Source organism: Inquilinus sp. CAU 1745, from assembly GCF_039839375.1.
GTDB lineage: Bacteria > Pseudomonadota > Alphaproteobacteria > DSM-16000 > Inquilinaceae > JBDOQU01.
The window spans coordinates 113371-136123 of the sequence record NZ_JBDOQU010000006.1; the positions used below are offsets into that span (position 1 = coordinate 113371).

Genomic DNA, 22753 nt, shown 5'->3' on the forward strand with positions numbered 1-22753 from the left:
GCCGGAGAGCGCGCCAGTCAGGCCGATTGAAGCAGGCCGAACAGCGACCGCAGCCCGTCATGAAAGGCAGTCAGCCCGATGGCGTCCGCCGCCTCCGCCCACACGGTCGCGGCGTCGATCAGGAGGATCCGCGCCGGCCCCAGCGCCAGCGGCAGCTCGAACGCCCAGTCGACAAGCGCCCAGGGGTTGAGCGTCAACGCCGCCAGGGAGGCGACGGCGAGGATCGCCGCCACGCGCCGCAGCTTCATCGGCGCCGGGTCATGGATGACTTCGCTATCGTCCATGCACTCCTCCCTAGAACTGGAAGTAGATGAAAGGCGCGACGCCGACGGGCCCCAGCGCATCGATGGCGACGATCGCGCCGCCGACCGCGACGCTCTGCGCCAGGACCGGCCATCGGGCGAAGGCCGTGGCGGCTCGCGGCATCAACGATGGCGGCAGGAACTGGCCGATCGCACCCAGCGCCAGCAGCGCCAGGATCAGCGGTCGCAGGAACATGACCGGCGCCTCCAGATTGGCGAAGGAGAGGAGGTAGTCGACCGCATATCCGAAATTCTCCGCCCGAAAGAATATCCAGCCCAGGCAGACGAAATGGAAGACCCCCAGCACCGACAGCGCCCGCCGCCATAGGGCGCGGCCGGCGACGCCGCCCCACCCCAGCGCCCTTTCAACCACCAGACCCGCCCCGTGCAGGAAGCCCCAGAAGACGAAGGTCCAGGCCGCGCCGTGCCAGAAGCCGCCCAGCAGCATCGTGACCATCAGATTGCGCGCCGTCGCCAGCCGCCCGCCCCGGCTGCCGCCCAGCGGGATGTAGAGATAGTCGCGCAGCCAGGTGGAGAGGGAGATATGCCAGCGCCGCCAGAACTCCCGCAGGCTTTCCGACCGGTAGGGCTGGTCGAAATTGCGCTGGAAGCGGAAGCCCAGCAGGGCCGCGACGCCTATGGCGATGTCGCTGTAGGCGCTGAAATCGCAATAGATCTGGATCGCATAGCCATAGGCCCCCAGCGTCAGGTCCACGGGGCCGTGGAAGGTCGGCGCCAGGAACACCAGATCGACCATTCCCGTCGCCAGATAGTTGGCGATGACGATCTTCTTGAACAGCCCCAGCAGGATCAGCAGCAGGCCCGTCGCGGCCAGGATGCGGTCGGGATCGGGCTTCGACGCAAGCTGAGGCAGGAAGGTGGACGCCCGTACGATCGGCCCGGCCACGAGCTGCGGAAAGAAGGAGATGTAGAGCAGGAGGTCGAGCGGCGACCGCGCCGCCCGCACGTCCCCCCGATAGACGTCGACGACGTAGGAGATGCCCTGGAAGGTGAAGAAGGAGATGCCGACCGGCAGGATGATCTCCAGGAACGGCAGGTCGCGTTCCAGACCCAGGGAGAAGAGAAGGTCGCTCAGGGAGCGGAGGAAGAAGCCGTAATATTTGAAGAAGGCCAGCACGCCGAGATTGACCGCCACCGCCGCCGTCAGGATCGCGCGCCGCGCCCTTCGATCCGCCGTCCGGCCGATCGCCAGCCCGGCCGCGTAGTTCAGGAGCGAGCTTCCGGCGAGAAGGAAGCAGAACCGCCAGTCCCAATAGCCGTAGAAGAAATAGCTGAACCCCAGCAATACCAGCTTGCGGGCGGTCAGCCGGTCGCGCAGCGCCCAGGAAAGGGCGAAGGCCGCCAGGAAGAACAGGCCGAAATCGAGCGTCGGGAACAGCATGCGGTCAGGATCGGCCGCCGATGGGGAACGCCATCATCGCGAGGCCATCTGGTCGCCCTCGCCCCGATAGCGGTCATAGAGCATCATGAGATGATCGACCAGCGCATCGGCCGACCGGGCGTAGCCGGCACTGGTCATGTGGACATGGTCGCCATAGGTCAGCGGCGGGTCGAGCCTCGTCCACCGATGGGTCCCGCAGACGCCGCCCATCACCTGGCTCCAGTCCCAGTAATAGGCCCGCTGCTCCAGCGCCGCCTGCCGCTGGATGGCGCGAACCTCGTCCAGCATCGGCGGCGGCGACCATGCGCAGGAGCCGGCCGCAGCTTCAGGGGTGCAGGAAAAGGGTTGTCCCTCCCGCGCGCAGCCCTCGGGAAGACGGTTTCCGTCGGGAGGCCCCACGACCAGGAACGCCGCCCCCGGCGCGGCCCGCTTCAGGAAATCCAGCCGCGCCGCGAAATCCCGTTGGTATGCGGCGGGATCGAGCCCGTCATTGAACCCTTCATTGGTGCCGTAGACCAGGATCACCAGATCGGGGTTCCGCGCCGCCAGATCGGCGGTTACGGCTTCCCGCGACCAGCGACCGACGACATTGACGGTGGCGCCGACGATGCCGTGGCTGTCCAACACGACTCCGGGCCGGGACCGGCCGACGCTCCAACCCAGCAGCGACACAGGTCCGTCCCCCGCCGTTTCCAGAGTCAGGGTCCGGCTGTCCGGCGGCGTCGGAATGTCGATCCAGCCCGTGCCCGTGCCCGCCGTTTCGATGCGGGTGGGAGGACCGTCATCGATTCGGGCGATCAGCGCCCCGCCCGCCGGCTGGCGAAGGATGTCGACGGCCGCGCGGTCGAACCCGGCATCGCCGGTCGCTGTAAGAACCATCGCCGCGCCGGCGCGGCCGGTCTCCGCCCGGAAGCCGGATAGGCCGAAGATGCCGGCATCGTCCCGGTCGAAGCTGTTGGCGATGCGCCAGCCATCGGTTTGCGTCACCTCGACACCGGTCGGGCGGTAGTAATCGAACGGCACGCCGGGCGGCAGCATGCCACGACCGGCGTTACCGAAACGCTGTTGCAGCCGTTCCCTGATCTTACCGCTGAACTGGTCCCCGGCGGTGTGGCTGTCGCCAAGCTGGACGACGACCACCGGCCCATCGGCCGAGCCATCCTCAAGCTCCGCCAGCGCGTTGAAGAAAGGCTCCAGCACCCTTGCCTGCCCGTCCAGCCGGCTCTGCGCAGGCGGAGGCGAAGAAGAGGGTGGCGGCGTCGTGCATTGGGCCAGCGCCAGAAGCGCCGCCGCCAGGCCCAGGGCCCGTAGCCGGCGGGTCACGACGCCTCGTCCGCGGCGAACACCGCCAGTTCACCGCGCATCACTTCCAGGACGAGCGTCGTCAGCATCGTGTAGCCCTGTCCAGTGAAATGGACGCCGTCATTCATCCGGATCGGCGTCGGCCGCCCGTCCTCATCCTTCAGGTGGGATGCGAACTCCCCCTCCTCGTCGACCGTCGCCGCCCAGGTCGGGATGAAGGTGACGCCGATCTCACCGGCGCAATCCTCGAAGATCACGTTCAGATGGCTGACTTCCCCGGAAAGCTCGTCGTCGCGCATCGCGGGAAGGCCGATCCAGAAGGTCGGCACCTCGGCTTCGACCAGCCGGCCCATCAGCGCCTCGACCCGTTCCCGATAGAGGCGATCCCATTCCTCCGTCGCGAAAAGATAGCGGCGGCGGCCGTCGACGTAGAGTTCCTGATTGTCGTTGATGCCCAGCGCCACGATTGCGGCGTCGACCTGATGGTCGGCGAGGACATCCTCCAGCACCGCCTGCCAATCATAGTAATCCGGCCGGGCCAGGCCGGTGGAGTTCTTCGCCAGACGCAGGATCTCGAATTTCGGGTCCCGCTGTAGACGCCGGTAGAGGCCGCCCCAGATGCCATCGGCGAAGGAATCCCCCATCACCGCGATGGTGAAGATTTCTTCGTCAGCCGCGCCGCCGGCCGGCCCTTCCGGCTCCGCCGCCTCACCTACCGCGCGCGCCTTTTCCGAAGCCCCCAGCGCCAGGCACGTCGCCGTCGCCAGGACCGCGACGAGAAGCCGCCGGCCGCCTGTCCCCTTGCTCATCATGCCGATTATTTACCTATCCCACCGTCAGCACGTCCGTGAAGAAGCCGATCATAGTCCGGCTTCCTATCCAGATTCTTACCTTGGGATTTTTTGACCACAGTCGTGGCTTGGGAGCAACAGGGGGACAGACGATCTCACGACCTCATGGTGAGCCTGTCGAACCATGCGGGCCCGCATCCTTCGACAAGCTCAGGATGAAGTTATGTGGGCGTTGTCAGGAAGCGGTCAGTGGACGGTGCCGCGGAAGACCCAGGTTTCGACGATCTCATGGGCCTTCACCATCGCCACTTCGGGATGGTGGTAATGATAGACGCGGGTCGCGGCTTCCAGCGCGACGGCGTCCGGCACGCCGCTCGCCTGCATGCCGGCATAGGCGCGGGTCACCGCCGCCCGGCACCGGCACTGGTCCAGGCCCGTATCCGGTCCGCAGCTTTCCCGCCGGTCGTCAGTCCGGACGAGGACGCTCTTAGGATTTCTTCTTCCGGCCATAGAGTTCCAATCTGTGATCGACCAGCTCATAGCCGAGCTTCCGGGCGATCGCTTCCTTCAGCTTCTCCAGCTCCTCGTTCTGGAATTCGATCACCTGCCCCGATTCCAGATCGATCAGGTGATGGTGATGTTCCAGGTTCACCTCGAACCGGGAGTAGCTCTCGTTGAAATCGTGGCGCTGCACGAGGTTCATTTCATCGAGAAGATGCAGCGTGCGGTAAACGGTGGCGATACTGATCGACGTGTCGATCTCCTTCGCGCGCTGGTAGACCGTCTCGACCGACGGGTGGTCTTCCGAATTGTTGAGGACCTGCAGGATGACGCGACGCTGTTCGGTCATCTTCATGCCAGCGTCGATGCAGCGTTGCTCGAGCGTGCTCATCACCCCTCCTTGCCCCTTGCCCCCGTGAGGGCCTTCCTTCCGATTACGTCGCAGCAGGATATCGGAAAAGATCCTCCCGTCAAAGCCGCCATCGTGATCTACGGCCCCGACATGACGAAGCCGCCCTTCCCGGGCCTGGCCCGGCGGCGGCTTCGCGATGGGGAGAGATTAGGAAACGTCAGGCCGCGCGGGATTCGACGACCAGGCCCTGGCTCTCCAGGCTTTCGACGATGTCCTGGAACTTGCGGACGTATTTGGCGCGGAAATCCGCGAAATCATTGGCGATCAGCGCCGCGGAATCCTGGGTCTTCTCGAATTCCGCCACCCGATGGCACATCTCGGAACGGTAGAGGGCTAAAGCGCCAGCTTCGACGAAAGCGTCGCGGGACATTGATGTCTCCAAAGAATTCGTGGTTACCACTGCCCCCGAATATAGGGGGTGGAGTGTTGCACGGCAATGACGATGGTGCAGCGCACCATCGGCAAAACCGTGACCTTTTCGAGGCTTAGGGGCCGGCTGGAGCAGCCGCGAAAGACCAGCCTTGCCGGTTCAGGCCGAAAGCGCGGCCAGATGTCGCGGGCCGTGGAGGCTGAGCGCGTGGTTGATCGCCGTCTTCAGCGTCTCCGGATCGAAAGGCTTCGTGATGACGAAGGCCGGCTCGACATCCTGGCCCGTCAGAAGACGTTCGGGATGTCCGGTGACGAAGATGACGGGGACGCGGATATGGCGGAGTATCTCCCGCACCGTATCAATGCCGTCGTCGCCCTGGTCCAGCTTGATATCCGCCAGAACCAGCGTCGGCGCCGTCCGCGCGGCGAGCGAGATCGCCTCGGCCCGGCGGGCCGCGACGCCGACGACCTTGTGGCCCAGATCCTCCACGATCTCGACATTGCTGAGCGCGATGATGGGATCGTCCTCGATCACCAGGATCTCCGCGGCGGTCTGGCGCCATAGCTGTTCCCGCGCATGGTTGAGGAAATCCTCAACCTCCGCTTCGGACACGCCCAGGATCAGGGCGACCTGAAGGGTCGAGAAGCCTTCCATCGAAGACAGCAGCAGCGCCCGCCGCTCCAGCGGCGGCAACTCGGCAAGACAGCGGCGCAACTGCCGCCTTCCTTCCGAGACATCGTGGACCGAAGCCGGACGATCCGCCCCCAGCCGATCCCAGACTTCATGGAGATGCCGGTAGAGCGAGGCGGGGACATCGCCCCCGATAGAAGGTGAATCACCCTGTCGCAGGACGGTTTCCAGACACATCCGCACGGCGGCGTCGCCATGTTCCTGCGACCCCGTCAACGCCCGGGCGTAGCGGCGCAGATAGGGCAGGTAAGCTTTGATGGTCTCGGAAGTCGAAGGCAAATCCTTGTCTCCTCGCATGGCGCTCGGCGCCGTCTAGAGGCGCGACCGGCTCAGGTCAGCAGACAGGTGGGAAGCCTCGCTTATTTCGTAAGGGAATCAAAGAGCGATCACAGATATGTCACAAGCGATTGGGGCTTACCCCGCCGCCGGCGGTTTCGTGAACAGGGTGACCGTGCGGCCAGGGAAGGATGCGGTCCAGCCATGCCTGCCGGCGATCCAGCCCATGGTTTCCCTGCTGTAGAAGGCCACATGGGTCGGATCGCGGCGGTAGTTCCAGTTGGCGAAACGCGTCCTGTCCTCGACCATCCCGGTCATCACGCCCAACCGTCCTCCCGGGTTCAGCAGCCCGTCCAGACGGGAGAATTCCGCCGCCGGGTCATGAAAATGTTCCACCGTCTCCGAACAGGCGATGAAGTCGTAGGTGCGGGACAACGCCGCGGCGTCGGGATGATAGAAGGGATCATAGTTCGCGACCGAAAATCCGGCTTCCGCCATCATCGGCGCGATCGTTGGGCCCGGCCCGCAGCCGAAATCCAGCCCGGCCGCGCCAGGCGCCAGCGCCGCCGCCAGCGGATCGACCAGCCGGGAGAGGAAGGCGCGATAGCGCGGATCGTCCGGATCGTTCTCATGAAGGTCGTAGGTCGCCCGCTCGAGCCCGGCTCCAGGACGCTGGTCGGGCGCGAGGAAGATCAGGCCGCACCCGCCGCAATCATGATAGCGGCTGCCGTCCACCTCCAGCCACGGAGAGGCGGACAGCAGCCGGCAGAGCGGGCAGCCTGTCGGGGCCGGCGCCGTCACAGCCGCGCCGCGCGCAGCCGCAAGGCATTGCCGATGACGCTGACGGAGCTGAGCGCCATCGCCGCCGCGGCGACGACGGGGCTGAGCAGCAGGCCCATGGCCGGGTAGAGGACACCCGCGGCGACCGGCACGCCGAGCGCGTTGTAGACGAAGGCGAAGAACAGGTTCTGCCGGATGTTCGCCATCACCGCCTCGGAAAGGCGGCGGGCGCGGACCAGCCCGTTCAAATCGCCCTTCAGGAGCGTGATCCCGGCGCTCTCGATCGCGACGTCGGTGCCGGTACCCATGGCGATGCCGATATCCGCGGCGGCCAGCGCCGGAGCGTCGTTCACGCCGTCGCCGGCCATCGCGACCACCCTGCCCTCCTGCCGCAGCCTGTGGACCACCCTCGCCTTGTCTTCCGGCTGCACCTCGGCCTCCACCTCCTCGATCCCCAGCCGCCGGGCAATGGCTTCCGCCGTCGTCCTGTTGTCGCCGGTCAGCATGACTATGCGCAGCCCTTCCTTCCGCAGCGCCTCCAACGCCCCCGGTGTCGACTCCTTGACCGGATCGGCGACCGCGACGAGGCCCGCCGGCGCGCCGTCCAAGGCAGCGAAGATGACCGTGGCGCCATCCTTCCGCAAGGCGTCCGCCTGCTCGGCCAGCGCCTTCGGATCGACGCCCAGATCGGCCATCAGCGCGGCATTGCCCAGCGCCACCCGCCGGCCTTCAACCTGGCCGGTCACGCCCTTGCCGGTCGGCGCGTCGAAGTCCGAGACGGCCGGCAAGGCGATCCCGCGATCGGAGGCGGCCCCGACGATGGCGGCGGCGAGCGGATGTTCGCTTCCCCGTTCCAGCGCCGCCGCGAGGCGCAGCAGATCCTCCTCCGCCACGCCCTCGGCCGGAACGATCGCGGTGACGGCGGGGCGGCCTTCGGTCAGCGTCCCCGTCTTGTCGAGGATGATGGTGTCAACCTTCTCGAACCGCTCCAGCGCCTCCGCGTTCTTGACCAGGACGCCGGCGCCCGCGCCCCGTCCGACGCCGACCATGATCGACATCGGCGTCGCGAGGCCGAGCGCGCAGGGGCATGCGATGATCAGCACGGAGACGGCGGCGATCAGGGCGTAGCTCATGGAAGGCTCAGGCCCCAGGAACGCCCAGACGGCGAAGGCCAGCGCGGCGACGGCCAGCACGGCCGGCACGAACCAGCCGGCCACCTGGTCCGCCAGGCGCTGGATCGGCGCGCGGCTGCGCTGGGCTTCCGCCACCATCTGGACGATCCGGGAGAGGACGGTGTCCCGCCCGACCCGGTCGGCCCGCATGACGAAGGAGCCGGTCTGGTTGATCGTGCCGCCGACCACCGAATCTCCGATGGCCTTGGTGACCGGCAGCGATTCCCCCGTCACCATGGATTCGTCGACGGCGCTGCGCCCTTCCGTCACCTCGCCGTCGACCGGCACCGTGTCGCCCGGCCGGACACGCAGCAGATCGCCGGCCACGACGGTGTCCAGCGACACTTCCTCGTCGCCGCCGTCGCCGGTCACCCGGCGCGCCGTCTTGGGCGACAGGTTCAAAAGCGCCCTGATGGCGCCGCCCGTCCGTTCCCGGGCGCGCAGTTCCAGCACCTGCCCCAGAAGGACGAGGACCGTGATGACCGCGGCGGCTTCGAAATAGACCGCGACCGACCCGTCCATGCCCCTGAATGCGGCCGGAAAGATGTCGGGCGCGACGGTGGCGACGATGCTGTAGAGCCAGGCGACGCCGGTGCCGATGGCGATCAGGGTGAACATGTTGAGGTTGCGCGTCCGGATCGAGGCCCAGCCCCGCTGGAAGAACGGCCATCCCGCCCACAGCACCACCGGCGTCGACAGGACAAGCTGGACGATGTTGGACATCTGCGGAGCAATCAGGCGGTGCAGGTCGAAGAGATGCCCGCCCATCTCCAGCGCGAAGACCGGCAGGGTGAGGACGAGGCCGATCCAGAACCGCCGCGTCATGTCGATCAATTCGTGGTTGGGCGGAGCTTCGGCGGTGACCGTCTCCGGCTCAAGCGCCATGCCGCAGATCGGGCAGGAGCCGGGGCCGACCTGCCTGATCTCAGGATGCATCGGGCAGGTATAGATCGTGCCCGGTGGCGCTTCCTCCTCGGCAGGCGCACCGTCCGTCGAGAGGTATTTCGCCGGATCGGCCAGGAACTTCTCCCGGCAGCGGGCGGCGCAGAAATAGTAGGTTTCGCCCTCATGCTCCGCGCGGTGCTTCGCCGTCTCGGGATCGACCGTCATGCCACAGACGGGATCCTTGATCTCCCTGGAATGGGCGCAACAGGAGCCGGCGTTCGGGCTGGCGGCCGGATGGTGATGGGCGGAACCGTGCTGATGACAGGACATTTCAATCTCGGACACTGCTGTTTCCTGCTTGATACCTATACCCCCTATAGGTATATTTCAAGTATGGAAAGCATGACCAAGACATCCTGCCTCTCCCGTCTGAAGCGGATCGAGGGGCAGGTGCGCGGAATCGGCCGGATGGTCGAGGATGAGCGCTACTGCATCGACATCGTCACCCAAATCCAGGCCGTGCGCGCCGCCTTGAAGAAGGTGGAGGAGGAGGTGCTGAAGGACCACGTCTCCCATTGCGTGGAGCACGCGATCCAGAGCGGCGACGCCGATGAGCAGCGGGAGAAGATCGCCGAACTGATGCAGGTCCTGGGACGGCTGTAGCCATGATCCGGCGATTGATCGGAATGCTTGCGGTTCTGGCGATCCTGTCGGCGGGATTGGCGCACGCCACCCATGAGGTTGAGCTGCGTCCCGATCCCGCCCCCGTCACGCACCAGCATTCCGGACACCAGCCAACGACCGGCCTCGATGTCGCGCCGGTGGCTGCCCACCACATGAATTCAAGCGTTTGCGGCCTTTGCGCCCCGACTTTTGCCTCGGCGCAGATGCCGCCGCGGCCGTCCCCGACCAACTGGGAGACGACGCCAGCCTCGGAACTCGTCAACCGCGCGACGCCGCCACCGCACCGTCCGCCCAAATCGCCAGCGTGAATCTCTTCGGCGCGGCGCTTCCGAAGCGCCGTCAACGTGTATTCCTCTGGAAGGACAGTTCCATGATCCATCTCAATCGCCGTCAGTTTCTGCTGACCAGCATTGCCACGGGGGCCGTCGGCGCGCTGACGCCCCTCCGACGGGCTTTCGCCGCCACGCCCGCGACCATCATCCGGGCCGGCACGCGCACCCTCGACATCGCCGGCCGCGCGGCCACGGTCTATGGGCTGACCCGCCCGGACGGCGGTCATGGGCTGGAAGCCCGGACAGGCGACGCCTTCGATGTCAGGCTGGAGAACACCCTGACCGAACCGACGCTCATCCACTGGCACGGCCTGACGCCGCCATGGCGGCAGGATGGCGTACCCGGTATCACCCAGCCACCCATCCAACCCGGCGACGCCTACGATTATCATTTCCCCCTGAACCGATCCGGGACCCACTGGATGCATTCGCATCTTGGGCTCCAGGAGCAGAATTTGCTGGCCGCGCCCCTGATCATCCGGGATCCGGCCAACGGAACGCCGGAGATGCGGGAGGTCGTGATGATGCTGCACGATTTCTCCTTCGCCCCTCCCTCTCAGTTGATGGAGGCGCTGACGGCCGGAGGTCACGATATGGCGATGGGCCATGGCGGTCACGGCATGATGGGTGGCGACATGATGGGTGGCGGCATGATGGGTGGCGGCATGATGGCGATGGATATCAACGATATCGACCATGACGCCTATCTGGCCAACGACCGCACATTGGACGATCCGGAGGTCGTCGCCGTCGAGGCGGGTTCGGATATTCGCCTCAGGATCATCAATGGCGCCGCCTCGACGAACTTCACGATCGACCTGGGGGCGCTGGAAGGCAATCTGGTCGCTGTCGATGGAAATCCGGTCGCGCCGCTACGCGGTCGCCAGTTCCCCATCGCCATGGCCCAACGGCTGGACATCGTCCTGACCATGCCCGCCGAGCGCGCGGCCTGCCCGATCCTTGCCTTGCGCGAGGGCGCGCCGGAGCGCACCGGCCTTATCCTGGCTCCGCGAGGGGCTGCTATCGATCGACTGCCGCCGATCGGCGAGGAGGACGGCCCGGTCCTCGACCTGGCGCTCGAACGGCAATTGAGCCCGGCCGGTCCGCCGCCGGAGCGTCCAATCGATCGCACGATCACCGTCGACCTTACCGGCGGCATGGGAAGCTATGTCTGGGGATTGGCGATCGACGGAAGGGATGGAGAGGCGATAGGAGTGGAGGAAGGGGAGCGCGTCGCCTTCCACATCCGGAACCGGACCATGATGTCCCACCCGATGCACCTTCACGGCCATCATTTCAAGGTGACGGCGATCGGCGGCCGGGAGATTGATGGTCCGATGCGGGATACGGTTCTGGTTCCGGCGATGGAATCGGTGACCGTCGTCTTCGACGCCGATAATCCCGGCAGATGGGCCTTCCACTGCCACAATCTCTACCATATGGCCGCCGGAATGATGACGACGGTCGATTATCAGGGCGTCGGCTGATCCGGATGGTGTCATGGGCGTTATCTCCTCGCCCCTGACGCCTTCCCCTGGATCAGGCCCGCTCAACCACCGTCATGTGGTTGTCCCACTGATCGGTGGGGTCGAGTTTCCGGGCGATGGGGCGGCTATCGCCGGTGTGGGCGTCGAACAGGCGGACGCCGCCCTGCCCGCTGGAGACGAGGAAGGTCGCCGGTTCCGGCCCGGCCGCGATGCCGCAGCCGTCGGGGATCTCGCCCACCGACATCAGCTCGCCCGTCCCCATGTCCCAAAAGACGACACGATCGCCGCGCGGGGCGGAGACGCCGAACACGCGGCCCTCCCGATCGGCCGCGGCGCTGCCGCAATAATGCTCCAGCGCCCTCAAGGCCTGGTCCGGCATGTCGAGGAACTGGAAATCGCCGTCCGGACGGCGCAAGCCCACCAGCGGCGGCAGTTCGCTCTCCGGCCCCTCATACTGCATCGCCACGCCGACGGCCCCATCCCGGCCGATGGCCAGATGCCGCCAGCTCAACTGCCGGAGTTCTACCGGCGGCGCGTCCTTGGCCAGCAACGCGCCGTCGCGGAGGTCCATATGGACCAGCGACGGCTCCATCGTCGGGATGTTCAGCTTCGCCCGCGGCGCGTCCGGATGGGTCAGGATGCCGCCATTGGCGACCACCAGCGTATGATCGTCCAGCAGCCTGAGGTCATGCGGGTCGATGCCGTGCGACGGGAATTCCCCCACCCGCTCATAGCCGGCGGCGGCGTCATAGATGCCGATCATCCCGCGTCCGCCTTCGTAATCATTCTCCGTGGCGTAGAGCAGCCGGCTGTCGCGCGAATAGACGCCATGGCCGAAGAAATGCCGCCCCGGCACGCTGGCGATCGCCCGGCGGACCGCGCCGCCGCGCCGGTCGATGACCAGCGCCCATGTGCCCGGCCGGCGGGCGAAGATGACGCCGTCGCCGCCATCGGGCGCGGCGGTGAAGGCATGCCCGCGTTCCGGCAGCGGCAGGTCGAAGGCGACCGTCCCTTCCCCGTCGAAGGCGGTCACGCGGAACCGGCCGTCCGCATCGGCCTTGGCGTTGACGTAGAGTGTCCCGCCGGCTTCCGCGCCGCCCGCGATGCCGACAGGGATCAGCATGCCGGCCCCGAACCCGGCAAGCAGGGATCGTCTGGAGAGAGTGACCATCAGTCGCCATCCATCGCGTTGAATCCGAGCGTCAGGCCCATCGCCACGGTCATACGCTCCTCGATAAGCTGGGCGATCGCGCCCGCCTCGGTCGCCAGCTTCTCCACCTTCGGCCGCGCCTCGGGATCGGCGACCGCTTCGGCGAGCGGCATGTCGATCGAGGCCGCCGTCGCCAGCGTCTGCGCGAAGGCGCGGTCGAACAGGTCCGCCAGGTCGGCGTCGCCGGCGATGTCGCGCAGATAGTCGTCGAAACCGAAACCGTCGCCGCCTGTATAGAGGTCCTGCGCGGCCTCCAGGTTCAGGACGATGTTTCGGAGCGACCGGCCGCTGCGCCATGATTCCGTCAGCCGGGGTCGGGCGCCGGCGATGTCCTCTCCCAGCGGCGGGGCCAGCTTCATGTCGGCCGTCACCTCCAGCGCGCCGTGCAGGGCCTGCAGCAGGTCCAGCGACGCCTCCTGGTGATCGTAATAGCGCAGGCTGTCCTCACCCGGCGTCAGCATCCGGTTCCGGTAGCTGTCCTCGCCCTCGCTCCATTCCCGCGACAGTTCGGCGGACATGCCGGCGATGTTCCCCGCGATCGCCCGCATGAGGTCGCAACGGAACGGCATGTCCTCGCCGGCCGTCAAGGCGGCCGCCTGCTCCTCATCGAACAGCAGCCGCTCCAACGCCGGAAAGCCCTGGACGGCGACGCTGGCGTCGATGAACGCGTCCGAGGACAGCGCTGCTTCGTCCGCTTCAGCGAGCATCCCGTCCAGCGCCTCCCCCACATTGCCGCGCGGGTCCGGCCAGAAGGACAGCCGGAAGCCGCGCATCAGCAGTTCGACCGGGCCGAAGCGGACATGCTGGATGTCCTGCCAGGAATCCATCCCCTCATTGAAGGCGACGCGCAGCGCCTCCACATCCGGCGTCGCCCCGGCGGCGCAGGAAGTTTCTACCTCCTCGGCCAAACCCTCGGTCGCGATCGCCAGACGTTCATATCGCGGCAGGATGTGATGGTCGATCAGCGCCTCGTTCAGCCGGCGATACCCCTCCTGTCCGTCGGCGGCGAAGGCCGCGCCCGCCAGCAGCATCGATAGTCCGGCCGCGGCCGGCCCTCGTCCGATCATCTCTCGTCCTTTCGGTCCCCGCCCGTCTAAAGCGAATTCAGGAAGGCGAGCAGCGCCCGCCTTTCGTTGGCATCCATGGCGACGACGCGGTCGCGGGCCGCCCGCGCCTCGCCGCCATGCCAGAGGATCGCCTCCAGCAGGTTCCGAGCGCGGCCGTCATGAAGGAAGAAGGTATGGCCGTTCACCGTCTCCGTCAGCCCGATGCCCCAGAGCGGCGGCGTCCGCCATTCCCGCCCCGTCGCCACCCCGTCCGGCCGATGGTCGGCGAGCCCTTCCCCCATATCGTGCAGCAGCATGTCGGTATAGGGCCAGATAAGCTGGAACGATTGTTCGGGATGTGTCTCGTCGCGGCGGGTGACGTACTTCGGCACATGACAGCCGATGCAGCCGACCTCGTAGAAAAGCTCCTTGCCCGCCAGCACCTGGGCGTCGTCGATGTCTCGGCGCATCGGCACGGCGAGGTTGCGCGAATAGAAGACGACCAGATCGAACATCTCGTCCGGCACCTCCACCTCGCCATATTGCGGCTGGACGCCGTCGATGGCGGCGCGGCAGGCGGGCTGGGCTATCGTGCAGTCGCCGAAGGCGGCCGGCGCGATCCTGGTCGAAAGGCCCATATCGCCGGAAAAGGCGTGCGCCGCCTGCTGGCGGATCGAAGGCTCTCCAGCCTTCCAGCCGAAGCGGCCCAGCGCGACCTCTCCCGCCTCCACGTCCCAGACCCGGTTGGGACGGCCGGAGATGCCGTCGCCGTCAGAATCCTCCGGATCGGCATGGGCCAGTATGTCGGTTTCGTCCACCGCCTCCAGCAACCCCAGCCCGATCATGGGCGGAGCGACGCGCGCTGATAGCATCACCTCCGGATGCATCGTGCCGTAGGCGAGGTCTTCGAAGGAATAGGTTGGGCGGCGTAGATGGACGATCTCCCCGTCCGACAGCTCGACCGGAAATTCCTCATACTCGATGACCAGCCGCCCTTCCCCGGAATGTCCCTGGATCGAGAGGTCCTGGAACTGGCCGCCATAGGTAGGTTCGGGGATCGAGAGGAGGCGATGGGAGGCAAGGGCGGCCCGCTCCGCCTCCGTTTCCGGCGGAACGCTGATGCGCACCAGCATGGACCCGCCCGCCCCGTCGCCGGGCGCCGGCGGGTGACCGCGCCCGTCCTTCAAATGGCAGGATTGGCAGGCCCGCGCGTTGAACAGCGGTCCCAGCCCGTCCGACGAGGCGGTCGAGGCGGGGGAGGAAACCCACATCTTCCGGAAGATGCCGTTGCCGACGCTGAAATTGAGCTCCCGGTCGAAGCTCATATTGGCCGAAGGCTCGGAAAAGGCGTCGATCGTGGGCGCGCGCATCAGCGTCGCCGCCCCGGCCGGCCGGGATTCATACTGCTCCGCCGCCGTGAAATCCTCCGTCGGCCGGGTCACCGCGGCGATCCGCGCCTCCTCGTCGCCCCCGGCCAGGACGGAACCCAGGCCGAGGACGAGCGAGAAGGGAACCAGGAGCGCGTATTTCCACATTGCAGGACAGCCGCCGGAGCGGCCGCCGCTTACTGGAAGACAGCTGCCGGATCGTCGAGGCTGTCGGAGCCTTCGAAGGCGATCGGCTGGATCTCCAGCACCGCGACGATCCGCTCGATCGCAAGGGTCTGGTCGGTCAGCGCGTCGATCACGTCCTGGACCACCGCGTTGCCCTCAGGATTGTCCGGCCCGATCATCTGGTCATAGGCCTCCACCGTCTCCGCCCGCTCCACCAGCGTGTCGGCGGCGGCGAGGGTGGCGTCCAGCTTGGACTCCATCTCCTCGTTCAGGTCGGGATCGACGGTGGCGACCAGGTCCGACAGGCTGGGGCCGGAAACTTCCGTGCCGTCCACGCGGGTATAGCTGCCGCGATAGACGTTCGCCATGCCGAGGATGTCGTAATAGTGGGAGTTGTGGGTGTTGTCGGAGAAGCAGTCATGCTCCTCCTCCGGATCGTTGAGCAGCAGGCCCAGCTTCATCCGCTCGCCCGCCAGTTCGCCATAGGAGAGGCTGCCCAGCCCGGTCAGCATGGCGGTCAGGCCGGCATTCGGCTCGCCTTCCAGAAGCGCCGTCCGCGCCTCGCCGCCCTGTGCCCACTGCTCCGTCATCCACTCCAGATCGTCGATCATCAGTTCCGTCGCCGTCAGAAGATACTCGGCGCGGCGATCGCAGTTTCCGTTGGTGCAGTTCTCGGTATCGTAGTCGCTGGCCGGACGGTCGCCCGAGCCGGGGCCGGTGCCGTTCAAATCCTGGCCCCACAGCAGGAATTCGATCGCGTGATAGCCGGTCGCGACATTCGACTCCACCGCGTCGATCTCGTGCAGCCCTTCGGCCAGCAGTTCCTTGGTGATCTCCGTCGCGTCGACGGTCCCGCCGCCATATTCGATGGTCGGGCTGGCGATGACGTTGGCGACATAGAGCGGGTTGCTGTCGGACGCCGTGCCGTAGGAGGCGTCGACATAATCGATCAGCCCCTCATCCAGCGGCCAGGCGTTCACCTTGCCTTCCCAATCGTCGACCACGGCGTTGCCGAACCGGTAGGCTTCCGTCTGCTGATAGGGGACACGCGCCGCCAGCCAGGCTTCCCGCGCGGCGGCGAGAGTCTCATCGGTCGGGTCGGCGATAAGAGCCGAAACGGCGTCTTCCAGCGCATTGGCCGTGATCAGCGAATCCTCATACGCGGCATGGGCGATGTCCGCATAGGTTTCCAGGATGGCGGCCTTGTCGGGCGCTGTCTGGGCCATGGCGGCTGAGGCCGCGAAGCCGCCGATCGCCGTCATGGTGAGGAATGCGCGTGAATTCATTGGAGCCCCCGATTTTTTGGTGGAACGATCGTTCGGGGGGACCATAGCGCGAGTGAAAATGACTCGCAACAAATGCCGCTTATGACTCCCTAAAGAAGGTCCGGCGACAGCACGCCCCGGAAGCTGGTGGCGACGGGCCCGGTCATCAGGACGTGTCCATCCTCCTCCCGCCAGAGGATATCCAGCGACCCGCCATCCAGCACCACCTCCACGGCCCGGCCGGTGACGCCGCGCCGGACGGCCGCGACGGCGACGGCGCAGGCACCCGTCCCGCAGGCTTGCGTGATGCCGACGCCGCGCTCCCACACCCGCATCCGCAGGCGGTCGGGACCCAGCGCATGGACCATTTCGATATTCGCGCGTTCGGGGAAGAAGGGGTGGGTCTCCAGTGCCGGCCCCACCTGCTCCAGCGCCACCGCCTCCGCGTCGGGCACGAAGAAGACGGCGTGCGGGTTGCCCATGTTGACGCCGACAGGGTCACTCAGCCCGTCAAGGCTGACAGGCATATTGAGCGTGTCACACGCCTCGGCGGTTGGGATATCCCGCCAGTCCAGACGGGCCGGCCCCATATCGACCGTGACCCCCCGTTCATCCGCGGCGCATTCCAGGAGCCCCGACGCCGTATCGATGCGCGCGGTCCTTGCCCCCTTCTCCGCCATCACCAGCGAGGCGACGCAACGGCTGGCGTTGCCGCAGGCCGAAACTTCCCCGCCATCGGCGTTGCGGATGCGCATGAAGAGATCGGCGCCGTCGGCGGACGGCTCCATCACGATAAGCTGGTCGAACCCCACCCCCAGCCGCCGGTCGGCGATCGCCCTCACGGCGGTCTCGGTCAGCGCGATCGGCCGTTCGCGGGCGTCCAGCACGACGAAGTCGTTGCCCAGCCCGTGCATCTTGAGGAAGGGAAGCGGTTCCATGGAAGGATATATAGAAGCGCCGCCCACCAATCGTCCATGGGGGGCGTCCATGGGGCGATGCTTCCGCCTGCCGCCCTATGCCCGGCGGAAGCCCACGGCGCTGGACAGGTCGGCGTCGTCGAACCGGCAATCGTCCAGGCGCGCGCCGGTGAAATCGACGCCTTGAAGATTGGCCCCACACAGATTGGCGCGGCGGAGGTCGGCATTCGTCAGGGACGCGCCCTGAAGCTGCGCGTCGGTCAGGTCGGCCTCCGCCAGATTAGCGCCGTTCATCCGGGCGCGGGTCAGGTTCGCCTGCCAGACGAAGGCGGTCGGCCCCGCGATCTCCACCGGCGCCAGGCGCGCGCGGCGCAGATCCGCGCCCGCCAGCGACGCCCGCTGCAGATTGGCGCCGCGAAGGTCCGCTCCAGCCAGATCCGCGCCGCGAAGGTCGGCCATGGAAAGGTCGGCCATCGCCAGGGCAGCCCGGCGCAAGGACGCCTTGCCCAGCGAGACCGAGCGCAGGATCGCCGCCGCGAGGTTACGCCCCGACAGGTCGCAGGAAGTCAGATTGACCTCCGACAGATCGGCGCGTTCGCCCTCCTTGCCGTTGGACGCGACCCAGGTCGCGTGGGAGCGCAGGATGTCGTCCAGCGGCCGACGCAGCGATTCGAACGCCTTGGACACGCGGGCGTTGGTCGTGTCCGCGCCGGAGATCGCACCGGAATCGTAGATCGCGCCGATCAGGTCGGCGTTCGACAGGTTGGTGCGATAGACCTTCGCGCCCGACAGGTCCGCCCCGCTCAACACCGCGCCGGACAGATTGGCCTCCGTCAGGTCCGCGCCCTCCAGGATGCAGCCGGTGAGGTCGGAGTTCGAGAGGTTGGTCCGGATCAGCTTCGCGTCGCGCAAGATCGAATCCGTCAAATCCGTCTGCATGACGAAGGCGTTGGCCAGCTTGGCCCGCGTCAAATTGGCGTTGTTGACCTTCGCGCAGGTCAGTTCGGTGATGTTGATGTCGAAGCTGATCGGCTTCAGTTCCCCGTCATTGCCGGGCGTCACGATCACGCCGTCGCGCAGGTCGGTGTCGATCATCGTCGCGCCGGTCAGGACGGCGCCGCGCAGGCACGCCCCCCGCAGGTCCGCGCCCGTCAGTTCCGCATTGCTGAGGTTGGAAAGCCTGAGATCCGCGCCGTAGAGGTTGGTCCCCGTCAGCAGTGCCCCGACCAGCCGCGCGCCGTACAGCCGCGCGCCCGAAAGGTCGGCGTCCCTGAAATCGCGCCCGGAAAGATCAAGATGGGAAAGGTCGTGCAGCCGCAGCCGCGCCCGACTTCCGCCCTTCCGCTGGAGGAACAGCGCATGTTCGCGCGCCAGGCCGTCCAGTTCCTGCTGCGATACTGAACGGCGGTGGGGAGCCGGGGTGTCGAGGCTCGAGGGGGGCATCGGGAACTCATTCGGATAGCGGCGCGGGAATAACGACGTATGTCGCTCCAGTAGGCCCGCCAAATGGTTAAGGAACAATATCCGGGCGTTCGATTTACCTGTGGCATTCCTGTGACACAGGCGTCGCGGAATGCCGCGATTGACTCAAGGCCATCCCCCGCCTAATGTCCGCGCCGATCCAGCACCAGCGGGGGCCGCGAGGCTTCCATCAAGTGCAACGCCCAAGGGTGTCCGCCGGTCCGCGAGTTTCGCGCACTGGCGCTTTTACGTTTGGGCCGGATCAGACGGATCAACAGGGCGACCTTCGGGAGCCGGGGCATGTTTGACGGACTGACGGGACGGCTGGGCGATATCTTCGACCGGCTTCGCAAGCGCGGCGCGCTGAGCGAGGCGGATGTGGCCGCCGTGCTGCGCGAAGTGCGGGTCGCCCTGCTGGAGGCCGACGTCGCGCTGCCGGTGGTCAAGGATTTCGTCAATCGCGTCAAGGAACGCGCGATCGGCCAGGAAGTGCTGCGCTCGGTCACGCCGGGGCAGATGGTCGTCAAGGTCGTCCATGACGCGCTGGTCGAGATGCTGGGCGGCGCGGAGGTCGAGCCGATCAACCTGCTGGCCGTGCCGCCGGTTCCGATCCTGATGGTCGGCCTTCAGGGTTCGGGCAAGACCACCTCCACCGCCAAGGTCGCTCTCCGGCTCAAGAGCAAGGAGAACAAGAAGGTCCTGATGGCGTCGCTGGACACGCGGCGCCCTGCGGCCATGGAGCAGTTGAAGGTGCTGGGCGAGCAGGCGGGCGTGGCGACGCTGCCGATCGTGCCTGGACAGCAGCCCGTGGACATCGCCAAGCGCGCGATGCAGGCCGGCCGCCTGGAAGGCTATGACGTCGTCCTTCTGGACACCGCCGGCCGGCTGTCTATCGACCTGGAGCTTATGGCCGAGGTGGCCGCGATCAGGGACGCGACCCAGCCGGTCGAGACGCTGCTGGTTGTCGACGCCATGACCGGCCAGGACGCGGTGACGGTCGCGACCAACTTCCACGAGAAGATCGGCGTCACCGGCATCGTCATGACCCGCGTCGACGGTGATGCGCGCGGCGGCGCCGCCTTGTCCATGCGGGCCGTCACCGGCCAGCCGATCAAGCTGATCGGCGTCGGCGAGCGCGTCGACGCGATGGAGCCGTTCCATCCCGACCGCATCGCCAACCGCATCCTGGGCATGGGCGACGTCGTCAGCCTGGTCGAGCGGGCGGCGGAGACGATCGAGCGGGACGAGGCGGAGAAGCTGGCCGCCAAGATCCAGAAGGGCGGCTTCGACCTTGACGACATGGCGTCGCAGTTCCGCCAGATGCGCAAGATGGGCGGCCTGTCGGGTCTGATGGGCATGCTGCCGGGCATCGGCAAGATGAAGGCGCAGTTGAAGGACGCCAACATCGACGACGGCATGATCAAACGGCAGGAGGCGATCATCTCCTCCATGACGCCGAGGGAGCGCCGCAACCCCAAGATCATCCAGGCCAAGCGGAAGATCCGCATCGCCGGCGGCTCCGGCACCAGCGTGCAGGAGGTCAACAAACTGCTGAAGCAGCATCAGCAGATGGCCGACATGATGAAGCGCGTGCAGAAGATGGGGAAGAAGGGCCTGATGCGCGGCGGCTTCCCCGGCATGCCGCCGGGCGGAGGCCTGCCCCCGGGCATGCTGCCGCCGGGAGGCTTCAAGTGATCCACCACGTCTCGCTGGGCGTTGCCGACATCGCACGGTCCGCATGCTTCTACGACGCCGTGCTCGCAGAGCTGGGAGTCGGCCGGCTGTTCGAGGAAGGAGACCATCTGGTCGCCTACGGGCGGGAGGGCGAGCCGCAATTCGTCGTCAACCTGCCGCTCGACAAGTCCCGTCCCGTCGTCGCCAACAATGGCGGGCATGTCTGCTTTCAGGCGCCCGATCGCGCCCATGTCGACGCCTTCCACGCCGCTGCCCTTTCGGCCGGCGGCAAGGACGCCGGCGCACCAGGATTCCGGCCCGAATACCGGCCGGATTATTACGCGGCCTTCGCCTTGGACCCGGACGGGCACAAGGTCGAGGCCGTCTGTTACGTCAACCCCTGATCGATCTTTCGAGCACAAGACCAAGGAGCACCACCCATGTCCGTCATGATCCGCCTGACCCGCGGCGGCACCAAGAAGCGCCCCTTCTACCAGATCGTCGCCGCCGACAAGCGCAGCCCGCGCGACGGCCGCTTCCTGGAGAAGCTGGGCACCTATAACCCGATGGTGGAACGCGACCACGCCGACCGCGTGACCCTGAACGAGGAGCGGATCAAGCATTGGCTGAGCGTCGGCGCCCTGCCGACCGACCGCGTCGCCCGCATGCTGGGCCATGCCGGCATCATCGAGGCTCCGAAGTACCGCGAGACCCCGAACAAGTCGGCCCCGAAGGCGAAAGCCCAGGAGCGCCTGAAGGCTGCCCAGGAGGCCGAGAAGGCCGCCGCAGAAGCGCCCGCGGAAACCCCGGCCGAGGCTCCGGCCGAAACCGACGCGGAAGCCACCCCCGCCGAGGCGTAAGCGCGACGCCGGCGAAGTCCAGCGGGAGCCGCGATCGCTATGCCAAAGGCTTCGCAGCCGCGCGTCTGCGTCGGCATGATCGCCGGCGCCCACGGCGTCCGGGGACTGGTGAAGGTGAAACCCTTCACCGAGGACCCGGAAGGCGTGACGTCCTACGGCCCCCTGTCGGACGAGCCGGGCCTACGTTCGTTCCGGCTGGAGCTTCTGTCCCAAGCCAAGGGACAGTGGCTCGCCCGGATCGAGGGGGTGTCCGACCGGACGGGCGCCGACGCCCTGCGCGGCACGCGCCTCTATGTCGGCCGGGACCTGCTGCCGGAGCCGGAGGAGGACGAATTCTACCACGCCGATCTGATCGGCCTTCCGGTCGAGGGCCCCGACGGCAAGCCGTTCGGCGTCGTGCGGGCAGTCCATGAATTCGGCGCCGGACCGTTGATCGAGATCGATCGGCGGCCCGGCGCGGTCATGGTGCCGTTCACCAAGGCGGCTGTGCCGGTGGTGGACCTCGCAGGCGGCCGCATCGTGGTCGATCCTCCCGCAGGACTGCTTGAGCCGCCGGACCACCGCCCGGAGGATGAAGGGCCGGAGGAAGGAATCGGGTCATGAGCGCGCCCCTCACCGTGCGGGTCCTGACCCTGTTTCCGGAGATGTTTCCCGGACCTCTCGGCCTGTCGCTTTCCGGCAAGGCGCTGGAGCGCGGCGACTGGGCGCTGGAAACGCTGGACATCCGGTCTTTCGCGAGCGATAAGCACCGCTCCGTGGACGATACCCCGTTCGGCGGGGGAGCCGGCATGGTCATGCGGCCGGATGTGGTGGATGCGGCGCTGACGGCCGCCCGGCCCGACGAAGGCCGCGTGATCTACCTCAGCCCGCGCGGCCGGCCGCTGGACCAGGAACTGGTCCGGGGCCTGGCGACGGAGAAGACGGTCGTGCTTCTGTGCGGCCGCTATGAGGGGGTGGACCAGCGGGTGCTGGACGCCCATGAGGTCGAGGAGGTCAGCCTCGGCGATTTCGTGCTGTCGGGCGGCGAGCCCGCGGCGCTGGCGCTGATCGACGCCATGGTCCGGCTTCTGCCGGGGGTCATGGGCAACGACAGCAGCGCCGAGGAAGAGAGTTTTACCGCGGGTCTTCTTGAATACCCGCATTTCACCCGTCCGGCGGTGTGGCAGGGGCAAGACGGTGTCCCCCGCCCGGTGCCGGACATTCTGGTTTCCGGCCATCACGCCAAGGTCCATGCCTGGCGGACGGCGGAAGCCGAAAGGATCACCCGGGAGCGACGCCCGGACCTCTGGCGGAAATACCTGGCCGCCAAGTCCACAAGCGCCCGGGGATTGGATTAGAGAACCCGGCCAGGCCGGCGGCAGGTAGAAGAAGAAGGAACCAT

Annotated in this window: 24 protein-coding genes; 8 read left to right on the plus strand and 16 right to left on the minus strand. The window is 67.0% G+C overall.

Annotation, left to right across the window (positions count from 1 at the left end):
* Positions 1-17 precede the first annotated feature (17 nt).
* The 10 genes from AAFN89_RS09380 to AAFN89_RS09425 form a co-directional block, all read right to left on the minus strand.
* On the minus strand, positions 18-284 hold the full coding sequence (locus AAFN89_RS09380) for a hypothetical protein (protein WP_347538347.1): 267 nt from the start codon (positions 282-284) through the stop codon (positions 18-20).
* 10 nt (positions 285-294) lie between these two features.
* Entirely contained in the window at positions 295-1704 is a 1410-nt protein-coding gene (locus AAFN89_RS09385) for an MBOAT family O-acyltransferase (RefSeq protein WP_347538349.1), read from the minus strand.
* A 33-nt stretch (positions 1705-1737) separates the two neighbouring features.
* On the minus strand, positions 1738-3027 hold the full coding sequence (locus AAFN89_RS09390; protein ID WP_347538351.1) for a GDSL-type esterase/lipase family protein: 1290 nt from the start codon (positions 3025-3027) through the stop codon (positions 1738-1740).
* Entirely contained in the window at positions 3024-3818 is a 795-nt protein-coding gene (locus tag AAFN89_RS09395) for a DUF459 domain-containing protein (protein WP_347538353.1), read from the minus strand. The genes AAFN89_RS09390 and AAFN89_RS09395 overlap by 4 nt, the downstream gene beginning before the upstream one ends.
* 225 nt (positions 3819-4043) lie before the next feature.
* Entirely contained in the window at positions 4044-4307 is a 264-nt protein-coding gene (locus AAFN89_RS09400; RefSeq protein ID WP_347538355.1) for a hypothetical protein, read from the minus strand.
* Positions 4285-4689, minus strand: a complete 405-nt coding sequence (locus AAFN89_RS09405; RefSeq protein ID WP_347538357.1) for a Fur family transcriptional regulator — start codon at positions 4687-4689, stop codon at positions 4285-4287. Before AAFN89_RS09405 ends, AAFN89_RS09400 begins: the two co-directional genes overlap by 23 nt.
* Positions 4690-4867: 178 nt before the next feature.
* Positions 4868-5080: a hypothetical protein gene (locus AAFN89_RS09410; RefSeq protein ID WP_347538359.1), complete on the minus strand. Its 213-nt coding sequence runs from the start codon at positions 5078-5080 to the stop codon at positions 4868-4870.
* Between the two features lie 159 nt (positions 5081-5239).
* Complete coding sequence (locus AAFN89_RS09415) at positions 5240-6049, minus strand: response regulator (RefSeq protein ID WP_347538361.1); 810 nt, start codon at positions 6047-6049, stop codon at positions 5240-5242.
* Positions 6050-6184: 135 nt separating this feature from the next.
* Entirely contained in the window at positions 6185-6847 is a 663-nt protein-coding gene (locus AAFN89_RS09420) for a class I SAM-dependent methyltransferase (protein WP_347538363.1), read from the minus strand.
* Positions 6844-9108 (minus strand): heavy metal translocating P-type ATPase, encoded by a 2265-nt coding sequence (locus AAFN89_RS09425; protein WP_347538610.1) that lies wholly within the window; start codon positions 9106-9108, stop codon positions 6844-6846. Before AAFN89_RS09425 ends, AAFN89_RS09420 begins: the two co-directional genes overlap by 4 nt.
* A 177-nt stretch (positions 9109-9285) precedes the next feature.
* Between AAFN89_RS09425 and AAFN89_RS09430 the strand changes: the two genes are divergently transcribed.
* From AAFN89_RS09430 to AAFN89_RS09440, 3 genes are all read left to right on the plus strand, one after another.
* Positions 9286-9546 carry a metal-sensitive transcriptional regulator gene (locus AAFN89_RS09430; RefSeq protein ID WP_347538365.1) on the plus strand — a complete coding sequence of 87 codons (261 nt, stop codon included), beginning with the start codon at positions 9286-9288 and terminating at the stop codon, positions 9544-9546.
* A gap of 2 nt (positions 9547-9548) precedes the next feature.
* The gene (locus tag AAFN89_RS09435; protein ID WP_347538367.1) at positions 9549-9875 is read left to right on the plus strand and encodes a DUF2946 family protein; all 327 of its coding nucleotides are present in this window, start codon (positions 9549-9551) and stop codon (positions 9873-9875) included.
* A gap of 62 nt (positions 9876-9937) precedes the next feature.
* Positions 9938-11386 (plus strand): multicopper oxidase family protein, encoded by a 1449-nt coding sequence (locus AAFN89_RS09440; RefSeq protein ID WP_347538369.1) that lies wholly within the window; start codon positions 9938-9940, stop codon positions 11384-11386.
* A gap of 52 nt (positions 11387-11438) precedes the next feature.
* Here the strand turns inward: AAFN89_RS09440 and AAFN89_RS09445 are convergent, their stop codons facing one another.
* The 6 genes from AAFN89_RS09445 to AAFN89_RS09470 form a co-directional block, all read right to left on the minus strand.
* Positions 11439-12557, minus strand: a complete 1119-nt coding sequence (locus tag AAFN89_RS09445; protein ID WP_347538371.1) for a DUF1513 domain-containing protein — start codon at positions 12555-12557, stop codon at positions 11439-11441.
* The gene (locus AAFN89_RS09450; RefSeq protein ID WP_347538373.1) at positions 12557-13663 is read right to left on the minus strand and encodes an imelysin family protein; all 1107 of its coding nucleotides are present in this window, start codon (positions 13661-13663) and stop codon (positions 12557-12559) included. The genes AAFN89_RS09445 and AAFN89_RS09450 overlap by 1 nt, the downstream gene beginning before the upstream one ends.
* A 26-nt stretch (positions 13664-13689) precedes the next feature.
* Entirely contained in the window at positions 13690-15177 is a 1488-nt protein-coding gene (locus AAFN89_RS09455) for a di-heme oxidoredictase family protein (protein ID WP_347538375.1), read from the minus strand.
* 29 nt (positions 15178-15206) lie between these two features.
* Complete coding sequence (locus AAFN89_RS09460; RefSeq protein ID WP_347538612.1) at positions 15207-16421, minus strand: imelysin family protein; 1215 nt, start codon at positions 16419-16421, stop codon at positions 15207-15209.
* Between the two features lie 149 nt (positions 16422-16570).
* Positions 16571-17398: a diaminopimelate epimerase gene (gene dapF / locus AAFN89_RS09465; protein ID WP_347538378.1), complete on the minus strand. Its 828-nt coding sequence runs from the start codon at positions 17396-17398 to the stop codon at positions 16571-16573.
* A gap of 75 nt (positions 17399-17473) precedes the next feature.
* Positions 17474-18820 (minus strand): pentapeptide repeat-containing protein, encoded by a 1347-nt coding sequence (locus tag AAFN89_RS09470; protein ID WP_347538380.1) that lies wholly within the window; start codon positions 18818-18820, stop codon positions 17474-17476.
* Between the two features lie 318 nt (positions 18821-19138).
* Between AAFN89_RS09470 and ffh the strand changes: the two genes are divergently transcribed.
* The 5 genes from ffh to trmD are packed head-to-tail and all read left to right on the plus strand — an operon-like array spanning position 19139 to position 22709.
* On the plus strand, positions 19139-20533 hold the full coding sequence (gene ffh / locus AAFN89_RS09475) for a signal recognition particle protein (protein WP_347538382.1): 1395 nt from the start codon (positions 19139-19141) through the stop codon (positions 20531-20533).
* Positions 20530-20916, plus strand: coding sequence for a VOC family protein (locus tag AAFN89_RS09480; protein ID WP_347538384.1), 387 nt, complete (start codon positions 20530-20532; stop codon positions 20914-20916). Before ffh ends, AAFN89_RS09480 begins: the two co-directional genes overlap by 4 nt.
* A gap of 36 nt (positions 20917-20952) precedes the next feature.
* Entirely contained in the window at positions 20953-21372 is a 420-nt protein-coding gene (gene rpsP / locus AAFN89_RS09485) for a 30S ribosomal protein S16 (protein ID WP_347538386.1), read from the plus strand.
* Between the two features lie 39 nt (positions 21373-21411).
* Positions 21412-21975 carry a ribosome maturation factor RimM gene (gene rimM / locus AAFN89_RS09490; RefSeq protein ID WP_347538388.1) on the plus strand — a complete coding sequence of 188 codons (564 nt, stop codon included), beginning with the start codon at positions 21412-21414 and terminating at the stop codon, positions 21973-21975.
* Entirely contained in the window at positions 21972-22709 is a 738-nt protein-coding gene (gene trmD / locus AAFN89_RS09495; protein ID WP_347538390.1) for a tRNA (guanosine(37)-N1)-methyltransferase TrmD, read from the plus strand. The genes rimM and trmD overlap by 4 nt, the downstream gene beginning before the upstream one ends.
* Positions 22710-22753: the final 44 nt, after the last annotated feature.

Excerpts from the sequence above, each read along its gene's own strand:
- AAFN89_RS09425 (WP_347538610.1), bottom strand. The coding sequence starts at position 9,108 with ATGACGGTCGATCCCGAGACGGCGAAGCACCGCGCGGAGCATGAGGGC.
- AAFN89_RS09460 (WP_347538612.1), bottom strand. The coding sequence starts at position 16,421 with ATGGCCCAGACAGCGCCCGACAAGGCCGCCATCCTGGAAACCTATGCG.
- AAFN89_RS09400 (WP_347538355.1), bottom strand. The coding sequence starts at position 4,307 with ATGGCCGGAAGAAGAAATCCTAAGAGCGTCCTCGTCCGGACTGACGAC.
- AAFN89_RS09405 (WP_347538357.1), bottom strand. The coding sequence starts at position 4,689 with ATGAGCACGCTCGAGCAACGCTGCATCGACGCTGGCATGAAGATGACC.
- ffh (WP_347538382.1), top strand. The coding sequence starts at position 19,139 with ATGTTTGACGGACTGACGGGACGGCTGGGCGATATCTTCGACCGGCTT.
- AAFN89_RS09455 (WP_347538375.1), bottom strand. The coding sequence starts at position 15,177 with ATGTGGAAATACGCGCTCCTGGTTCCCTTCTCGCTCGTCCTCGGCCTG.
- AAFN89_RS09445 (WP_347538371.1), bottom strand. The coding sequence starts at position 12,557 with ATGGTCACTCTCTCCAGACGATCCCTGCTTGCCGGGTTCGGGGCCGGC.
- trmD (WP_347538390.1), top strand. The coding sequence starts at position 21,972 with ATGAGCGCGCCCCTCACCGTGCGGGTCCTGACCCTGTTTCCGGAGATG.
- rpsP (WP_347538386.1), top strand. The coding sequence starts at position 20,953 with ATGTCCGTCATGATCCGCCTGACCCGCGGCGGCACCAAGAAGCGCCCC.
- AAFN89_RS09380 (WP_347538347.1), bottom strand. The coding sequence starts at position 284 with ATGGACGATAGCGAAGTCATCCATGACCCGGCGCCGATGAAGCTGCGG.
- AAFN89_RS09450 (WP_347538373.1), bottom strand. The coding sequence starts at position 13,663 with ATGATCGGACGAGGGCCGGCCGCGGCCGGACTATCGATGCTGCTGGCG.
- AAFN89_RS09430 (WP_347538365.1), top strand. The coding sequence starts at position 9,286 with ATGACCAAGACATCCTGCCTCTCCCGTCTGAAGCGGATCGAGGGGCAG.
- AAFN89_RS09410 (WP_347538359.1), bottom strand. The coding sequence starts at position 5,080 with ATGTCCCGCGACGCTTTCGTCGAAGCTGGCGCTTTAGCCCTCTACCGT.
- AAFN89_RS09395 (WP_347538353.1), bottom strand. The coding sequence starts at position 3,818 with ATGATGAGCAAGGGGACAGGCGGCCGGCGGCTTCTCGTCGCGGTCCTG.
- AAFN89_RS09435 (WP_347538367.1), top strand. The coding sequence starts at position 9,549 with ATGATCCGGCGATTGATCGGAATGCTTGCGGTTCTGGCGATCCTGTCG.
- rimM (WP_347538388.1), top strand. The coding sequence starts at position 21,412 with ATGCCAAAGGCTTCGCAGCCGCGCGTCTGCGTCGGCATGATCGCCGGC.
- AAFN89_RS09470 (WP_347538380.1), bottom strand. The coding sequence starts at position 18,820 with ATGCCCCCCTCGAGCCTCGACACCCCGGCTCCCCACCGCCGTTCAGTA.
- AAFN89_RS09385 (WP_347538349.1), bottom strand. The coding sequence starts at position 1,704 with ATGCTGTTCCCGACGCTCGATTTCGGCCTGTTCTTCCTGGCGGCCTTC.
- dapF (WP_347538378.1), bottom strand. The coding sequence starts at position 17,398 with ATGGAACCGCTTCCCTTCCTCAAGATGCACGGGCTGGGCAACGACTTC.
- AAFN89_RS09440 (WP_347538369.1), top strand. The coding sequence starts at position 9,938 with ATGATCCATCTCAATCGCCGTCAGTTTCTGCTGACCAGCATTGCCACG.